This is a genomic window from Qipengyuania huizhouensis (genome assembly GCF_019711635.1).
GTDB classification, from domain to species: domain Bacteria; phylum Pseudomonadota; class Alphaproteobacteria; order Sphingomonadales; family Sphingomonadaceae; genus Qipengyuania; species Qipengyuania huizhouensis.
Window position 1 is genome coordinate 287793 of record NZ_JAIGNT010000002.1, and the last position, 16599, is coordinate 304391.

The window sequence follows — 16599 nt, forward strand, 5'->3', positions numbered from 1 at the left end:
TGTGACCTAAAAACGGCGGAAATGCGGCAATTCCGCTGAAAAGAAGGCAAAATCGCTTGCGGTGCCACAATCCCGCCACTATTTAGACATCGTAAGGCCCGAATTGCCGGGCCTTGCGTGAGGGGGGTGGGATTGCTTCTCTCGCACCATGAACTTGCTATTTAAGGATTTACATTATGCGCAAGATCGCACTCGTCGCTGCCGCTTCGGCCGCTGCTCTCTCGCTCGCTGCTTGCTCGGAAGCCACCGAAGACGCAGCTGGTGACACCGCTGATTCGGTTGCTGCCGACACCGAAGCCAACATGGAAGCCATGGAAGCTGGTGCTGAAGAAGCTGTTGCCGACGTTGAAGCCGGTGCCGAAGAACTGGCCGCTGAAGCCGACGAAGCTGCTGCTGAAGTCGAAGCAGACGTCGAAGGTGAAACCGTTGAAGAAGCTGCTGCCGACTAATCTCGCCAGCTTCGCAAACGAATAACCGTTTCGAACAAGAAAGGGCGGCGCCGCGAGGCACCGCCCTTTTTCATGCCCGAAGTAAAGGGTCGGATTATCCGCCGTAGTCGGCGTCTGCCCACACGCGGCGATCGTCTTCCTTGCTGGCGAAGCCGCGATAGAGAGCGCCTGCTATCGTCGAAATCCGAGCGTCGCGCATCTGCCGGGCTTCGAGCTTTCGGCTGCGATTGCCGTTTTCGATCGCCATCGACGGGCTTTGTCCCGTGACATAGATTGCAGCGGCAATCGCGCGCCCGTCAGGTGTATGGAAAATACCGATGTCGCTGGCGGTGCGGCTCAAGGTTCCGGTCTTGTGCGCCAATCCTGCACTCGAAGGCAGGGCGGAGCGCATGCGCTTTTTGCCGGTCGTGGTAGAGCGAAGTGCATCCATCAGGACGCCACGCGATGACGCGCTCAGCCATTTGCCCTGATAGATGCCTGCCAGCAGTTGCCCCATTACTCGGGGGGTCGCACTGTCGCGCAGATCTACGCTCGACGCCGGATCGATACGGCCGTCTTCACGAATGAGCGTGGCGATATCGCGAGTGAGTTCGAATTCCTCCAGCCCTGCATTGCGCATCCATTGGTTGACCGCCCGCGGCCCACCGACGGCAGCGAGCAAGGCATCGGTGCAATCATTGCAGCTCTTGCTGATCATCAGGTCGATATGCTGGCGAGCGGAAAGATAGGCTCCGCCCGGACGGGGAAGGCGCCATTCGCTGGTCAGGCTCCACTTGCCCGCATCGACCCCGGCCAGATATGTCGCGGCAATCGCGACCTTGCTGGTGCTGGCCATGGGAAAGCGCTGATCGGCGAGAATGCCGATTTCCTTCCCGGTGGAAAGGTCGATGGCGTAGACGCCGATACGACCCTGAGAGCCATCGGCCAGCTGGGAAATCCGCTGCTCCAGCGCAGTGTAGTAAACCGCATCGAAGCTCTTTGGAGCGCGTATTTCGGTGCCGAGCACCTGATCGAACTGCGCAGTGTAATCGCTGGTTTGAGCCTGTCCCGGTGTCGACAGCGAAAGCGAGAGCACCCCCGCGGCCAGCAGTTTTGCTAGTGATTTGGTCCGCATACCCATCCCAATACCAAATTCATGGTTGTCGAAACATTAACGTATAGGCGGATTCATGCGCAAGTGCTGCCGCGACGAATTGTGTCGCGGCAGCGTTGGCGCCTTTCGAGGCAAGGAAATTTCGTTAGCCGCTCAGGCCGCTGCGATCACCTGTTCGATCTTCGAAACCGGTTCGCCGGTGACGGTCTTGTCGATCTCGCCGACAAGGCGCTTCTGCAGTTCGGTATGATAATGACGGCGCATCTCTCCCAAGGTCTTCGGGTCGGCAATCACCAGCAGGTTCGTCAATTCACCCGAAATGGCCTTGGCATTGAGCCATTCGGCCGCCGCTGCGCCGTGAGCAAGTTCGTTCAGATCGGTCGAACCGTTACGCTGGCCCATATCGTCCTGATGTTTTACCCCTGCGCTGAAATTGGTCGCTGTGAGGTCCGGCTTCTGAGCCCCTTCCAGCTTCGGTTCGAAAAGCTGGCCGGTGTTTTGCATGACCATGAAATGTTCGCCATCGACGATTGCAACATGGGCCTTGTGCGGCAGTTTCATATGGGTCTCCTTGATGGAAAGTTCCGTCACTACATCAACGGGCAAAGTCCCCAAGAGGTCCGGGACTTGTGAGGCAATCTGCGATGCGCCACAGTGCCGTCCATGGGAGAGAGCGATGGCGTGAGCCAGCTGCAAGCCGGACTGACCAGTGCGCTGCGCCGCGCCGGACTGGGTGCGCCCGGTGGGTTGGCCCGGCTGACCGGCGGGGCGACCATGGAAAGCTGGCGCTTCGAGGCGGATGGAGAGCCATATGTCCTTCGCCGGGCCCCAAGCATGTCGTTCCTCGAAGACCGACCCTTCGGGCACGATACCGAAGCTGCCATTATCCGTGCGGCCGCCGCGGCAGGGGTGCGAGCGCCGGAAATTGTGGTCGAGCTGCGTGGCGAGGACGATATCGGGAGCGGTTTCGTCATGCGCGCTCTTCCAGGCACGCCCGATCCGCGCGCCATTTTGGCAATGGCGGAACCGGAACGCCTGTTGTCGGAATGTGCAGCTCAACTTGCCCGCATCCATGCAATCGCCCGCAACGACGTGCCTGGCAATGTACCGGTCATGGACTACGAGGAGGCAATCGCGAAGCTCCAGGATCAGTTCGAGGAGGCTGGCGGCGACCGCCCCATTTTGGCGCTCGGCCTGAAGTGGCTGGCGGATAATTGCCCTGCTCCTGTCGAACCGGTGCTCAATCACGGGGATTTTCGTCTCGGCAATCTGCTTGTCGAGGAAGGAAAGCTCGCAGGCGTGCTCGACTGGGAGCTGGCGCATTTCGGCGACTGGCACGAAGATCTCGCTTTCGGCTGCATGCCGGTCTGGCGCTTTGGCTCCTACGAAAGGCCCGCCTTGGGGTTGGGCGCCCTCGAAGACTATTTCGCAGCCTATGAGGCAGCCGGCGGCAGGCCGGTCGATCGTGCACGCTTCCGTTTCTGGACGATCTACCGCACGGTCTGGTGGGCGCTCGGTTGCCTCAGGAATGCGCAGATGTGGCGCAGCGGCGACGACCGGATGCTGGAACGGGTCGTCATCTCACGGCGGACCAGCGAGCAGGAACTCGATTTGCTGCTTTTGCTGGAAGAAGAGGCTCCCGAAGCCGAGCAAAGGGCGCCGGTTACCGCGTCTCGACCGACCAAGTCCGGACCGGGAGAAGCCACAAGCGGGGAGATCGCGCGCGCAGTCTCTGAATGGCTCGGCACCATAAAGGACCGGATGGAAGGACATGATCGCTTCCAGCTCGCCGTTGCGCGCAACGCGCTCGGCATGATTAAACGTGACGATGCGCTGCTTGCGCGGGCGACCGACATCGACCTGGCTGCGGCGTTGTTGGCTGGAGACGTCTGGCTGGACGAGCCTGGGTTGCTTGCAAGGTTACGTGCCGAAGCGCTGGACAAGCTCGAAGCCGACGTACCCAAATACCCCTCGCTCGCGGTCGCGCGTCGGAAATGGCTTGGAGAAGATTGATGGATTTCACCATCCCCCGGGAACTCGAAGATTACTATGCCGAGCTGGTTTCCTTCATCGAGGCCGAGATCGAACCGCTCGTCGCGAAAGACGACAACGTCCGTTTCTTCGATTATCGCCGCGAGAATTCGCGGACGGATTGGGAGCGGGGCGGACTGCCGAGCCCCGAGTGGGAGGATCTGCTGCATCAGGCGCGGCAACTGGCTGATAAGGCGGGCCACTGGCGTTTCTCCGCACCGAAGAAATATGGCGGCAAGGACGGATCGAACCTCTGGATGGCGGTGATCCGCGACCGTTTCGCACAGCGCGGGCTGGGCCTCCACAACGATCTCCAGAACGAACATTCGATCGTCGGCAACTTCCCCTTCGTCACCATGTTCGACACCTTCGGGACCGAAGAACAGAAACAGGAGTTCATCCTCGGCGGCTTCGAGGGCAGGCGCCGCGTCGCTTTCGGCCTTACCGAACCCGGTCACGGTTCGGACGCAACCCATATGGCAACCGTCGCAGTTCGAGAGGTTCGTGACGGCGTCGACGGCTGGCGCATCGATGGGGAGAAGATGTGGATCACGGGCATGCATGTCGCCACGCATTGCGCGCTCTTCGCCCGTACCGGCGGGACGGCGGGCGATGCGAAGGGGATCACCTGCTTCCTCGTGCCCAATCCGACCGAAGGCCTGAAGATCGAAGAGTGGATGTGGACTTTCAACATGCCCACCGATCATCCGCGGCTGTCGTTCACGAATGTCTGGGTGCCTGACAGCGCGATCCTCGGTGAGGAGGGCCGGGGTCTCGCGCTGGCCCAGAGCTTCGTCCACCAGAACCGCATCCGGCAGGCCGCCTCCAGCCTCGGCGCGGCGCAATACTGCGTGGAGGAAAGCGTTCGTTATGCCCGCCAGCGCAAGCCTTTCGGAGAAGAACTGGCGCGCAACCAGGCGATCCAGTTCCCGCTGGTCGAGCTTGCGACGCAATGCGAAATGCTCCGCCTGCTGATCTACAAGACCGCCTGGCAGATGGACAACATGCCGCATGAGGAGATCGAGAAGACGATCTCCGACAAGGTCTCCATGTGCAATTACTGGGCGAACCGGCTGGTGTGCGAAGCCGCCGACCGCGCGATGCAGGCGCACGGCGGGATCGGCTATTCGCGGCACAAGCCCTTCGAACACATCTATCGCCACCACCGCCGCTACCGCATCACCGAAGGCGCCGAGGAAATCCAGATGCGGAAAGTGGGGGCATATCTTTTCGGCTATCTGGGGCCGCGCAAGGGCGAGTTCGCGGCCGGTTGATCCGCATCCTCATGTCGTTCGCAGAACTCCCGCTTGACCGTGGGCGTTACATTTGCCTCTCTCAGGCCTGCAATTCTTGGGGACTTATAACATGAACACCTTCCTTCGCGTCGCCGCGACCGGCCTGCTTGTATCGACTTCCACCGCCGCTCTTGCGCAAGGGGCGCCGATCGTATTGCCCGGCGCTCCGGGAGAGGCGCCGCGTGTGATCGACGAGGCGCAGGCAATCGCGCTTTCGGACACGCGCTATTCACCGGCCGACGTTGCCTTCATGCAGGGCATGATCGTCCACCACCAGCAGGCGGTGGAGATGGCCGATCTGGTCGAGGCGCGCACCAATAACGACGCGATCCTCAAGACCGCCGACCGCATCGGGGCGGGCCAGAACGACGAAATGAAGTTCATGCGCGAATGGCTCGAAGCGCGCGGCGAGCCGGTTGAAATGAGCCACGCCGGGCATCAGGGCCACAGCAGCCACCACGCTATGATGGGCATGGCCACTGCGGAGCAAATGGCGGCGCTCGCCGCGGCCAATGGGACCGAGTTCGACCGTCTGTTCCTCCAGCTGATGATCGCCCATCACAAAGGTGCGCTCGACATGGTCGAACGCCTGCACGATGCGCCGGGCAGCGCCTACGAGCCGGTGATGTTCGAATTCACCAACGAGGTGGTGAGCGACCAGCAGGCCGAGATCGACCGGATGAACGTGGTCCTCGCCGAACTCTCCACCGATCCGCGTGCCACGCTTGCGGCGGGCTTCCGCGATGCGGAGCAGGCGATCTCCAACCTCCGCCTGGTCGCGGCCCAGCCCAAGCCGACCGGCTTCTTCGATCCCGAGAACCCGGCCCAGCTGCAACCGCTGATCGAAAAGGACGAGGACGAAGAGAAGCCCTCCGGCACCGAAGCGGACGGCGAGGAAGAGGAAGAAAAGCCACAATTCGGCAAGCGTGGATCGCTGCTCAGCTTCGCCAATACCGATATCGCCTTCTCGGGCGATCTCATGGTCGCGGGCAATTATCACGGCTTCAACGCCTATCGCCTCGGCGAAGACGGCGTGCCGCAGCTCGTTTCCTCGATCGTCTGCCCCGGCGGGCAGGGCGACGTCTCCATCGTCGGCGATCTCCTGGTGATGAGCGTGCAGGACAGCCGCGCTCGTATCGATTGCGGCCTCGAGGGCGTGACCGGCAAAGTCAGCGAAGATCGCTTCCGCGGCCTGCGCATCTTCGATATTTCGGACATCACCCGCCCGCGCCAGGTCGGTCTCGTCCAGACCTGCCGCGGCAGCCACACCCACTCCATCGTGAGCTCCGACGCCGACCGGATCGTGCTCTACAATTCCGGCACCTCCTACGTCCGCGACAATGAGGAACTGGCAGGCTGTTTCGACACGGCGGGTGACGAGACCGCGCTGTTCAGCATCGACGTCGTCGAGATCCCCGTCGCCAATCCGGCGGCTGCGCGCATCGTCGACAGCCCGCGGGTCTTCGCGCGCGACGGCCAGATCGCCGGCCTCTGGCGCGGCGGCGATCATGGCGACGGCACGCAGGATACGAATGTCACCAACCAGTGCCACGACATCACCGTCTTCCCGGCAAAGAACCTCGCGGCGGGCGCGTGCTCGGGCAATGGCATCATCCTCGACATTTCGGACCCGATGAAGCCGGTCCGGATCGACGACGTGACCGACAAGGGCTTTGCCTACTGGCACTCGGCTACTTTCAACAACGATGGCACCAAGGTCCTCTTCACTGACGAATGGGGCGGCGGCGGACGTCCTCGTTGCCAGGCGGGCGATCCCACCAACTGGGGCGCCGACGCCTTCTATGCCATCGAGGACGGCAAGCTGAGCTATCGCGGGATGTACAAGCTGCCCGCGCCGCAGGGCGACAAGGAGAACTGCGTCGCACACAACGGCTCGATCATCCCGGTTCCGGGCCGCGATATCTTCGTGCAGGCGTGGTATCAGGGCGGCATTTCGGTGATCGATTTCACCGATGCGTCCAATCCGGTCGAGATCGCCTATTTCGACCGCGGCCCGGTGGACGAGGACCAGCTCGTCACCGGCGGCTACTGGAGCGCCTATTGGTACGACGGCCGCATCTACGCGACCGAGATCAGCCGCGGTCTGGATGTGTTCGCGCTGGAGCCGAGCGAGTTCCTGACCCCCGAGGAAATTGCCGCCGCCGAAGCAGCGCAATACCCGGGCAATGTCTTCAACCCGCAGACCCAGACGCAGGTGACCTGGCCTGAAGACGTGATCGCGGCTGCCGAGGCGAGCCGCAAGGGCGGCTAGGTCCCGGCGCGGGAGGGGCGTCACTTCGCCACTTCACACTGAGTGCTCACAGCACAAGAAAAGGCCCGGCGGATCGCTCCGCCGGGCCTTCGTGTTTTCTAGCCGTTCGGCTGGTCGGTAAGGCTTAGAAGCCCATACCGCCCATGCCGCCCATGTCGGGCATGCCGCCGCCGCCGGAGGACTTGTCTTCCGGCTTCTCGACGATGGCTGCTTCGGTGGTGATCAGCAGGCCGGCAACCGAAGCTGCGTCCTGCAGTGCGGTGCGCACGACCTTGGTCGGGTCGATCACGCCGGCAGCCACGAGGTTTTCGTAGGTGTCGGTCGCGGCGTTGAAGCCGAGCGTGTCGTCATTGGCGTCGGTCAGCTTGCCTGCAACAACCGCGCCGTCGTGGCCGGCATTGGCCGCGATCTGGCGAACCGGTGCCTGCAGTGCACGGCGAACGATGTCGATGCCGCGGGTCTGGTCACTGTTCTCGCCTTCGAGACCGTTGAGGGCCTTGGTGGCGTAGAGCAGGGCAGTACCGCCGCCCGGGACGATGCCTTCTTCGACGGCTGCGCGGGTTGCGTGCAGCGCGTCGTCGACGCGGTCCTTGCGTTCCTTCACTTCGACTTCCGACGCGCCGCCGACCTTGATCACTGCGACACCGCCAGCCAGCTTGGCCAGACGTTCCTGCAGCTTTTCCTTGTCGTAATCGCTGCTGGTGTTGTCGATCTGCGTGCGGATTTCATTCACGCGCGCCTTGATGTCGCCTTCGTCACCGGCACCGTCGACGATGGTGGTGTTGTCCTTGTCGATGGTGACACGCTTGGCTTCACCGAGCATGCCGAGCGTGACGTTCTCGAGCTTGATACCGAGATCTTCGCTGATCATTTCGCCCTTGGTCAGGATCGCGATGTCCTGCAGCATCGCCTTGCGGCGATCGCCGAAGCCGGGTGCCTTGACCGCAGCAACCTTGAGGCCGCCGCGCAGCTTGTTGACCACGAGGGTAGCCAGCGCTTCGCCTTCGATGTCTTCCGCGATGATCAGCAGCGGACGGCCCGACTGGACGGCCGCTTCGAGCACGGGCAGCATCGCCTGGAGGTTCGACAGCTTCTTTTCGTGGATCAGGATGTACGGGTTTTCGAGTTCGACCGTCATCTTTTCCGGGTTGGTGATGAAGTACGGGCTGAGGTAGCCGCGGTCGAACTGCATGCCTTCGACGGTTTCGAGCTCGAATTCGAGACCCTTGCTCTCGTCGACGGTGATCACGCCTTCCTTGCCGACCTTTTCCATGGCTTCGGCGATCTTTTCGCCGACTTCACGGTCGCCATTGGCGGAGATGATGCCGACCTGCGCGATTTCCTGGCTGCCGGACACGTCCTTCGAACGGCTCTTGAGGTCTTCGACGACCTTGGTCACCGCGAGATCGATGCCGCGCTTTAGGTCCATCGGGTTCATGCCCGCTGCGACCGACTTCATGCCTTCGGTCACGATCGACTGGGCCAGAACGGTTGCGGTGGTGGTGCCGTCGCCGGCAAGATCATTGGTCTTGCTCGCGACTTCCTTGATCATCTGCGCGCCCATGTTCTCGAACTTGTCCTTGAGTTCGATTTCCTTGGCGACGGTGACGCCGTCCTTGGTGATGCGGGGTGCGCCGAAGCTCTTGTCGATCACGACGTTGCGGCCCTTGGGGCCCAGCGTGACCTTGACGGCATTAGCGAGGGTATCGACGCCGCGCAGAATGCCTTCGCGCGCGTCGCGGCCGAACTTTACGTCCTTGGCTGCCATGGGAGTTTCTCCTGGAATTGGTTGTTAGGCGAAGAAATGCGAAAGGGGTGGGCGATCAGCCCATGATCCCCATGATGTCGCTTTCCTTCATGATAAGCAGGTCTTCACCGTCGAGCTTGATCTCGGTGCCCGACCACTTGCCGAACAGCACGCGGTCGCCGGCCTTGACGTCGAGCGGGGTTACGGTGCCGTCTTCGGCCCGGGCGCCTGAACCGACAGCGATGATTTCGCCTTCGCTCGGCTTTTCCTTGGCGCTGTCGGGAATGATGATCCCGCCGGCGGTCTTTTCTTCTGCTTCGATGCGGCGCACGAGCACGCGGTCGTGCAGCGGACGAAATGCCATGTTGATGACCTTTCTCATAAGGTTGGATCTGGTGTTGGCACTCCCACGTCGAGAGTGCCAGCGCACCGCATTTGGGTGTGCGCCTGCACAGAGTCAACGGGAGGCTTCACAAAAATTTCTGCGCCGAGGGCGAGGCGGTGCCCGGGGTGGCCAGAGCGAGAGCTTCTCTCTATCGCGCCGCTGAATCCCGCCATTTCGCCTATGACAGGAGCGACCAGAATGCAAACCGATCAGACCGTCTCGGCCCTTACCATCCCGGAACAGATTTTTCTTTGGCTGCGGCTGAACATGATCGAGATCGCCGGGGCCTTTGCGGTGCTGGTGATCGGCCTGCTGGTCGCAGGACTGATTTCGAACTGGGTAGAAAAGGCACTTAGCCGCTCTCCCCGGTTCGAACCGACTGTGGCGAATTTCCTGTCCAACGTGGTCAAATATGCGCTGTGGGCGCTGGTACTGGTAACGGTGCTCGCCCAGTTCGGGGTGGAGACCACGAGCATCCTCGCCGCGCTCGGCGGCCTGGCGCTGGCCGTGGGGCTCGCCCTGCAGGGCACACTCAGCAATGTTGCCTCCGGCGTGATGATCCTCGTGCAGAAGCCGTTCAAGGTGGGCGAGGGGATTACCACCGGCTCGGTGACCGGCACGGTGCAGCAGATCGGGCTGTTCACCACCGAGCTGAAACAGTTCGACGGGCTCTTCGTGATGGTGCCCAACTCCGAACTGTGGAACCAGGCGATCGTCAATTTCAATCGCCACCCGATCCGCCGGTTCGAGCTGATCGTGGGCATCGCCTATTCCGACAGCATGGAGCAGGCGCGCAAGGAATTGCTGGCCCTGGCAGAGGCAGACGAAAGGGTGCTGGACGATCCCGCGCCGCAAGCTTTCGTAAGCTCGCTCGATGACAGCTCGGTCGGTATCGGCCTGCGCGTCTGGTGCGTCACGAGCGATTACCTGACGCTGACCTGGGACCTGACCGAGGCGGCGAAAGCGCGCTTCGACCAGGTCGGTCTCTCCATCCCCTTCCCGCAGCGCGAGGTCATCCAGCGGGCAGCGTGAATTACCGGCTGGCGGGGCGCAGGGTTAGGCCCAGCGCCTCGCGCCGGTGCCAGCGCCATCCGAGCAGCGCGGCGGCGACGATGAGCCCGGTCGCAAGACCGATCCAGATGCCGACCCCTTCGAGCGGTGTGGCAAAGCCCAATACCAGCGCGGTGCCGATGCCCGGCACCCAATAGGCGAAGCCGGCGATCCACATTGGGATGCGCGTGTCCTGCAGGCCGCGTAGCGCGCCTGCTGCGACCGCCTGCATGCCGTCAAACAGCTGGAAGGCGGCAGCGATCACGATATAGGTCAGCGCAAAGCCGACCAGCGGGGCATTCTTCGGATCCCACGGATCGATATAGATCGCGAGCAGGTATTCAGGCGCGATGATCATCGCCAGCGCGGTAATCGCCATGAAGCCCGTACCGATCACGATCGCGCTCCAGCCCGCGCGCTTCATACCCTCGGAATCGCGCGCGCCGTAGAAATAGCCCACCCGGATCGTGGCCGCCTGCCCGACCCCGAAAGGCACCTGGAAGGCGAGCGCGGCGATTTGCAGCGCAACGGTGTGCGCGGCCAGCTGTGTCGCGCCGATATTGCCCATCAGGAAAGCGGCAGCGCCGAAGATCCCCGCTTCGGCCGTGATCGTCAGCGCGATCGGCGTACCGACGCGGGTGATGTGCCACAGGCGCTGCCAGTCCGGCGACCACCAGCGGCCGAAGATATGGTAGCGGTGGAGCCGCGGATCGAGCCGGATGGCGACGATATAGGCAGTCAGCGTGGTGAGCGTGGTGATGATTGTCGCCACAGCCGCACCCTTCAGCCCAAGTTCGGGCGCGCCGAAATTACCGAAGATGAAGGCATAATTCGCCAGCGCGTTCACGAAGATGCCGGCCGCCGTAATTGCGGTGGCGAAGATCGGCCGGTCGAGCGTCGAAACGAAACTGCGCAGCACATTGTTGAACAGCATCGGCACGAGGCTGAGCACCAGCAGCGTATTGTATCCGAGCGCCATGGCGATGATCTGCGGTTCCTGCCCGGTCACGCGCATCAGCGGGCCGAGCAGCAGGCACAGGCCGATCCCTGCCACGCCCGAAATCACCGAAAGCCACAGCGCCATCCGCACCGAACGGCGCACGGGCCGCAGCGCCGGTGCGCGCTCCCCCAGTTCCGCCGCCGCGACCGCGGCGACGGCACCCGTCAATCCCGACAGCGCCCAAAGGACCAGCCCGAAGAGGGCTATGGCCAGCGCCGATGCGGCCAGCTGGTCCTCGCCCAGCCGCGCGATGAAGATCACGTCGATCGCATAGGTCAGCATCTGCAGCAGGTTCGCCGCCGCCAGCGGCCAGCTCAGCCGCAGGGTCGCGGCGATTTCGCCGCGCCAGCCTTCTCTGCCGAGGGGCAGGGGCGTGGAGGAAGTTGTGGAACTCATGGTCTTCCGCTCCCCCTCGATTCGGAAGAGCCGATCCGCTTAGGCGGATCGGTGCCGGACCTCAAACGCGGATTTCGTCCATCGGGCCACAGCGCTACGATTGCCGGATATTCCGACCTGCCCCGCCCGCTCGGCACAGCCTGGAATTTTGCGATTTGCGCCATGTGGCCAGTTGTGGGATGAAAGAGACGGTCGGCCTTCGGGAAACAATTCGGGTTTGCCGAAAAAACAATGAAACGAGAGGTTCCGGTGAACGACAAGATGGATCTCGACCGCCGCCAGCCGCGTTTGGTCCTTCGGCTGCAAACGGGGGTAGGGCAGTCGGGCAAGGCGTTCGACGCCGAAATCCTCAACCTCTCGCGCAATGGCATGCTGGTGCGAACCGAAGCGGAACTGTCGCTCGACGATCCGATCGCGGTCGTCCTGCCGAACAGCGGCGCCGTGCCTGCCAAGGTCGTCTGGTTTGCGGATGGCCTTTACGGTTGCAGCTTCCTCGAACCGATTTCCCAGGACGAAATGGACGCGGCCACTTATGTCGCTTCGAACGAGGATGATCCCGACCATCGCTATGGCGTAGATCATGAAACGCTCGGTAGCAGGATCAAGCGCCTGCGGGTGAGCAAGGGCCATACCATGCGCGGGCTGGCGCAGAAAGTCGGAGTAAGCAAGCCCACGCTATGGAAGTGGGAAGGCGACCAGGTTCGCCCGCGTCACGAGACGATGCAGAGACTGGCCGAAGAGCTGGGTGTGAGCGAGCTGGAACTGGTCTACGGGGCGCCGGGCCTGGGCAAGGCGATCGCGCTGGCCGAAGAGGATGCAGGCAGTGGCGGTTCGCTTGCGGACATCGTCCGGGCAAGCCGCAAGCGTATTGCCGATGCCGCCGGGGTCGAGGAAACCAGCGTCGAAATCCACATCAACTGGGACAGCGAATAGGCGCGCGCCTGCGCAATCAGGGGCGCAGCACCAGCCGGTCGTGAATGGCATCGTACCGCAGGTCCAGCCCGGCGGTCCTGACCCGGTCCAGCGACAGGCGGCCGCTCTCACCGGCGGGTGGCAGATTTCCGGCCTTGTCAGCGGCCCCCAACCGCGCGAGTGCGGTGACCAGTTCGCCCCGGTCCACCTCGATCAGCGAACCGCCGATCAGGAAAATTGTCAGACCCGTGGCTTCGCCGCCTTCGGCAGCGATGGTCTTGGGCACGCCGACGCCCCCGTTGACCGATGAAACACCCTCGGTGAGGCTGTATCCGATCGGAAGCACCCCGTTCGCATCGGGCCTGGCGTAATTCGCGCGCCGCTGGTCGCGCTGGCTCTGCGGCGATCCCGCAGACTTGGCAGCAGAGGCCGCTGCGATGCGGACAGGGGCGATCTCGTCTTCCCCGGCGACATCCGCCCCTGCATCTGTGACCGCCGCGTCCGGTGCGGCAGGAGCAGGCACCGGGAACTCGTGCCCGAAATGCACCACGCGTTCTTCCGGTACGCTGGAAAGCGAGACGCGCACGACTGCCCCGCTGTCGTTGCCGCTTCCGTCAGGCCGCATGCTCCATGCGAAGAGGAGAATGCAGGCGAAGGTGGCGAGCAGGACGATGGCGCGTGAAAATCGTCGGGGAGGTACGGGCACCAGCTTCCCATCGTCCGGACGCATCTGGATCATCGCGACATCCAGAATGCGTAACCGACCGCGCCGATCGCAATTGCAACTCCGTAGGGAAGCTTGGCAAAATCGCCCTTAAGGCGCTTTTTCAGCCCCGTTGCGTGCTTGAGGGTCAGCCAGGATACGGCGAGGAAAAAGCCGGCAAAGGTGATCGCCACGAACAGGCCGAGCATTTCCCACAAGGGGTAGAAGGAGGCCACCGCCGCGTAGAACTTGCCGTCACCGCCACCGAAAATACCCGCCATGAAAAGCAGGTACCCGACCATCAGGGCGAGCGCGGCGTGCGCGAAATGCAGGCCCAGCGCGCTCCAGCCGCCCATGGTGAAGGCGAATCCGAGACCGGTCACCAGCATCACCAGGCAGAGGATATTCGGCAAGCGCCGCGTGAACGCGTCCAGCCCAGCGCCGATGGCGGCGAGGGCACCCAGCGCGCCGAGCCAGAGTGTGATCACGCCCACCGCGGGGCCTAGTTCTTGTCGGGCGCGGCCGGGCGCGGAGCCAGTCTGACGCGCAGCGGATAGTTGCCGGCAGTCGCCGACTGGCCGATACGGACACGCGGCGGCGCGGCATCATTCGCAGTGCGCAGCACGATCTCCGCCGGACGGGCGGCACCTGCCGGCTGCCGCAATTCGCCACTCGACAGGCGCACGCGTGATGGCGCGGAATTCGCCGCCTGCGTCTGAGAAGCCGATACCGGTCCCCCGACGCTTACACGCTGCGAACGGGCCGCATTCGAAATGGTGATCCGGTGGGTTTCCCCGCCGCTCATGACCATCCGTTCGTCGGTCACCGGTTCGGCGGGTAAGACCGGATCGTTCTGCGCCAGTTCGGCCAGCGTTTCGCGCGCCCTTTCACGCTGTGCATACAGCAGGCGGCTGTCGCGGGCGAGATCGCTGCGGTAGAACCGATCGAGATTGGCGGCAAACCGCTCGTTATCCGCATCGACGCGGGTCGCCGCGACGAAATAGCGTTCGGCGAGATCTGCCCGGCCAAGCTTGGCGTAAGCGACCCCCAGCGCGTTGAGCGCATCTCCGCTGGTCTGCGGATTGAGCGCGGCGCGGTGGAGCGGGGCTAGTGCATTGCCGGTGCGGCCTGCACGCAGGTGTTCGCGGCCTTCCTCGAGATCGGCGGGTCCGATGGCATATTGCGGAGCCGAGGAATGGCGCGAGAAATCGAACGCCTGGATGAAATTCTGGCAGCCCCCCAGGCTGGCGGCGAGCGCAACGAGCGCAAGTGTGGATGCAGGTTTCATGATTATCCTCCTGTCATTGCTGGCATAATTTCACGCACAACTCCGACGGCAGCGGGTAGAATGAGAACGCCGATCATCGTGGGCAACATGCAGGTCACCAGCGGTATCGAAATAAGCACCGGCAGCCGATGCGCCTTCTCTTCTGCGCGCATCCGTCGCGCCTCGCGCATTTCCAACGCATAGACCCTGAGCGTGCTGGAAATGCTCGTACCCAGCTTGTCGGACTGGATCAGCAGCGTCGCGAAGGACCGGATTTCATCGACCCCCGCGTTCTCGCCCATCCGCCGCATGGCATCTTCCCGCGAAGCGCCGGCCCGCATCATCAGCGTGGTTTCGGTGAACAGCTCCGATACCAGCGGATGGGTCGTCGCGATCTCGCGGCCCACCCGGTCCAAAGCGGATTCAAGGCCGAGACCGGCTTCGACGCAGACCAGCAGCAGGTCGAGCGAGTCGGGAAAGCCGTTGATGATCTCGTTCTTGCGCCGATCCGCCTTCGCCTGGACGAACAGATACGGAAGGTAGAACCCGAAAAGCGCGCAGATCGCGGAGATGATATAGATTTGCACGATTCCCGGCGGTTCGGGATCGGTGACGACACCCAGCAGGTAAAATCCCGGAAAGGCGAACACCAGCACAATCCGGACCAGCGTATAAAGCCGGGGTGCGGAGCTGCTGCGATAGCCGGCGGCCTTCAGCAGCTTTTGCAGCTTGTCGTCCTCGGTATCGGTCAGCTTGATGCCGGAAGATTCGATCGATTGCGCGATCTGCGCCCAGCGGCTCTCGCTTTCCCGCTCGAGCACGTTGTTCTCGAATTCGATGCTGTTTTCGCGGCCGAGCCGGGCGATCTGGTTTCCCAGTACCCGGCGCTTGGCAGCCCAGTTGACCGCAATCAGCACCACGCCCACCGCGACGGCGAAAATGATCGCCAGGATCAGTATGCGTACAAGCCAGTTCGAGATCGCGAGTTCGAGCATATCAGACCTTGATATCGACCATTTTGCGGATGGTGATGACCCCTATGACGTAGAGGACGGACAGCGTGATCGTGCCGATGATGAAAATCGGATCCTCGATCACGTTGAGATAGAATTGCGGATTGGACAAGAACACGACCACGAAGGCGAAGACCGGCAGGACGGTGAGCATCCAGCCCGTCATCCGGCCTTCCGAACTCAGCGCCCGGACCTTCATGAACATCGACGCGCGTTCGCGGATGACCGTGGCCAGGTTTTCGAGGATTTCGGCCAGATTGCCCCCGGTTTCGCTTTGCACCGAGAGCGAGACCACGAACATCTTCATGTCTTCGAGGTCCCAGCGTTCGGCCATGGCGTTTAGCGCGGTCACGAGGTCCGAACCATAGGTGATCTCGTCGGCCACAATGCCGAATTCGGTCCCGATCGGATCGTCCATTTCGCGCGTGAGCAGTTCGATCGCCGAGGCGACCGGGTGGCCCGAACGCAGCGCACGCACGAAGATATCGAGCGCGACCGGAAACTGCTTTTCCACCTTTCTCCGGCGTGAGGCGGCAATGCGTTGCAGGACGAGGTAGGGCAGGACGAAAGCCAGCGAGAGGGCCATCAGAAAGGCCAGCTGGATGACGCCGAAACCGATGCCGACCCCGAAGCCTGCGGCCACGAGGATTACGAGGGCGAAGATAACCAGCCCGGCAATGGTCATGAACATGGCCAGCTGGCCCATGCCCACGGGAATGGCGGAGGCGAAGACGGCGCGCTGGAAATTCTCCACGATCCCGCGAACGACCGGGGGCAGATGCGGATGCTGGCGCGGGCTGTTCTTGAGCAGCTGGGATACGACTTCGTCCCGGTCCGCGCCGGACTGTATCAGAGTCATCCGGCGGTTGACGGCCCGCGAATAGGTACGCTTTTCCGCCGCCGACCGCGCGAGGGTTTGGGCAATCAGGAATACCGCCACGAAGACGGCGAGCAGGAAAACGATCCGGATGATGGTCTCGGCCACG

At 62.8% G+C, this 16599-nt stretch carries 16 protein-coding genes; 6 read left to right on the forward strand and 10 right to left on the reverse strand.

The annotated features are described in order from the left end of the window. Window positions 1–176 precede the first annotated feature (176 nt). On the forward strand, window positions 177–449 hold the full coding sequence (locus K3180_RS03920; RefSeq protein ID WP_221538360.1) for a hypothetical protein: 273 nt from the start codon (window positions 177–179) through the stop codon (window positions 447–449). Window positions 450–543: 94 nt separating this feature from the next. Here the strand turns inward: K3180_RS03920 and K3180_RS03925 are convergent, their stop codons facing one another. Both K3180_RS03925 and K3180_RS03930 read right to left on the reverse strand, forming a co-directional pair. Continuing rightward, the gene (locus K3180_RS03925; protein ID WP_221538361.1) at window positions 544–1563 is read right to left on the reverse strand and encodes a serine hydrolase; all 1020 of its coding nucleotides are present in this window, start codon (window positions 1561–1563) and stop codon (window positions 544–546) included. A 132-nt stretch (window positions 1564–1695) separates the two neighbouring features. Beyond that, window positions 1696–2103, reverse strand: a complete 408-nt coding sequence (locus K3180_RS03930; RefSeq protein ID WP_221538362.1) for a baeRF12 domain-containing protein — start codon at window positions 2101–2103, stop codon at window positions 1696–1698. Window positions 2104–2205: 102 nt separating this feature from the next. Between K3180_RS03930 and K3180_RS03935 the strand changes: the two genes are divergently transcribed. From K3180_RS03935 to K3180_RS03945, 3 genes are all read left to right on the forward strand, one after another. Beyond that, complete coding sequence (locus K3180_RS03935) at window positions 2206–3555, forward strand: phosphotransferase (RefSeq protein WP_221538363.1); 1350 nt, start codon at window positions 2206–2208, stop codon at window positions 3553–3555. After that, a complete protein-coding gene (locus K3180_RS03940; protein ID WP_221538364.1) occupies window positions 3555–4847 on the forward strand; it encodes an acyl-CoA dehydrogenase family protein in 1293 nt (430 codons plus the stop codon). Before K3180_RS03935 ends, K3180_RS03940 begins: the two co-directional genes overlap by 1 nt. A 91-nt stretch (window positions 4848–4938) precedes the next feature. Continuing rightward, complete coding sequence (locus tag K3180_RS03945) at window positions 4939–7140, forward strand: DUF305 domain-containing protein (protein ID WP_221538365.1); 2202 nt, start codon at window positions 4939–4941, stop codon at window positions 7138–7140. Between the two features lie 124 nt (window positions 7141–7264). Here K3180_RS03945 and groL read toward each other — a convergent pair whose 3' ends face one another. After that, window positions 7265–8908, reverse strand: coding sequence for a chaperonin GroEL (groL, locus tag K3180_RS03950; RefSeq protein ID WP_221538366.1), 1644 nt, complete (start codon window positions 8906–8908; stop codon window positions 7265–7267). A 55-nt stretch (window positions 8909–8963) separates the two neighbouring features. Continuing rightward, window positions 8964–9251 (reverse strand): co-chaperone GroES, encoded by a 288-nt coding sequence (gene groES / locus K3180_RS03955; RefSeq protein ID WP_221538404.1) that lies wholly within the window; start codon window positions 9249–9251, stop codon window positions 8964–8966. A 219-nt stretch (window positions 9252–9470) separates the two neighbouring features. Between groES and K3180_RS03960 the strand changes: the two genes are divergently transcribed. Next, window positions 9471–10304: a mechanosensitive ion channel family protein gene (locus tag K3180_RS03960; protein ID WP_221538367.1), complete on the forward strand. Its 834-nt coding sequence runs from the start codon at window positions 9471–9473 to the stop codon at window positions 10302–10304. A 1-nt stretch (window position 10305) separates the two neighbouring features. On the opposite strand, the gene K3180_RS03965 is transcribed toward K3180_RS03960, so the two are convergent. Next, entirely contained in the window at window positions 10306–11718 is a 1413-nt protein-coding gene (locus K3180_RS03965; protein WP_221538368.1) for an MATE family efflux transporter, read from the reverse strand. Between the two features lie 249 nt (window positions 11719–11967). Between K3180_RS03965 and K3180_RS03970 the strand changes: the two genes are divergently transcribed. Further along, a complete protein-coding gene (locus K3180_RS03970; protein WP_221538369.1) occupies window positions 11968–12651 on the forward strand; it encodes a PilZ domain-containing protein in 684 nt (227 codons plus the stop codon). A gap of 16 nt (window positions 12652–12667) precedes the next feature. Here the strand turns inward: K3180_RS03970 and K3180_RS03975 are convergent, their stop codons facing one another. Genes K3180_RS03975 through K3180_RS03995 form a run of 5 tightly spaced genes read right to left on the reverse strand, consistent with a single transcriptional unit; the run spans window position 12668 to window position 16598 of the window. After that, the gene (locus K3180_RS03975) at window positions 12668–13369 is read right to left on the reverse strand and encodes a hypothetical protein (RefSeq protein ID WP_221538370.1); all 702 of its coding nucleotides are present in this window, start codon (window positions 13367–13369) and stop codon (window positions 12668–12670) included. Beyond that, window positions 13366–13821, reverse strand: a complete 456-nt coding sequence (locus tag K3180_RS03980) for a prepilin peptidase (RefSeq protein WP_221538371.1) — start codon at window positions 13819–13821, stop codon at window positions 13366–13368. Before K3180_RS03980 ends, K3180_RS03975 begins: the two co-directional genes overlap by 4 nt. 14 nt (window positions 13822–13835) lie before the next feature. Then, window positions 13836–14621 (reverse strand): hypothetical protein, encoded by a 786-nt coding sequence (locus tag K3180_RS03985; RefSeq protein WP_221538372.1) that lies wholly within the window; start codon window positions 14619–14621, stop codon window positions 13836–13838. A 2-nt stretch (window positions 14622–14623) separates the two neighbouring features. Beyond that, window positions 14624–15595, reverse strand: a complete 972-nt coding sequence (locus tag K3180_RS03990; protein ID WP_221538373.1) for a type II secretion system F family protein — start codon at window positions 15593–15595, stop codon at window positions 14624–14626. A gap of 1 nt (window position 15596) precedes the next feature. Then, complete coding sequence (locus tag K3180_RS03995; protein WP_221538374.1) at window positions 15597–16598, reverse strand: type II secretion system F family protein; 1002 nt, start codon at window positions 16596–16598, stop codon at window positions 15597–15599. Window position 16599 lies beyond the last annotated feature (1 nt).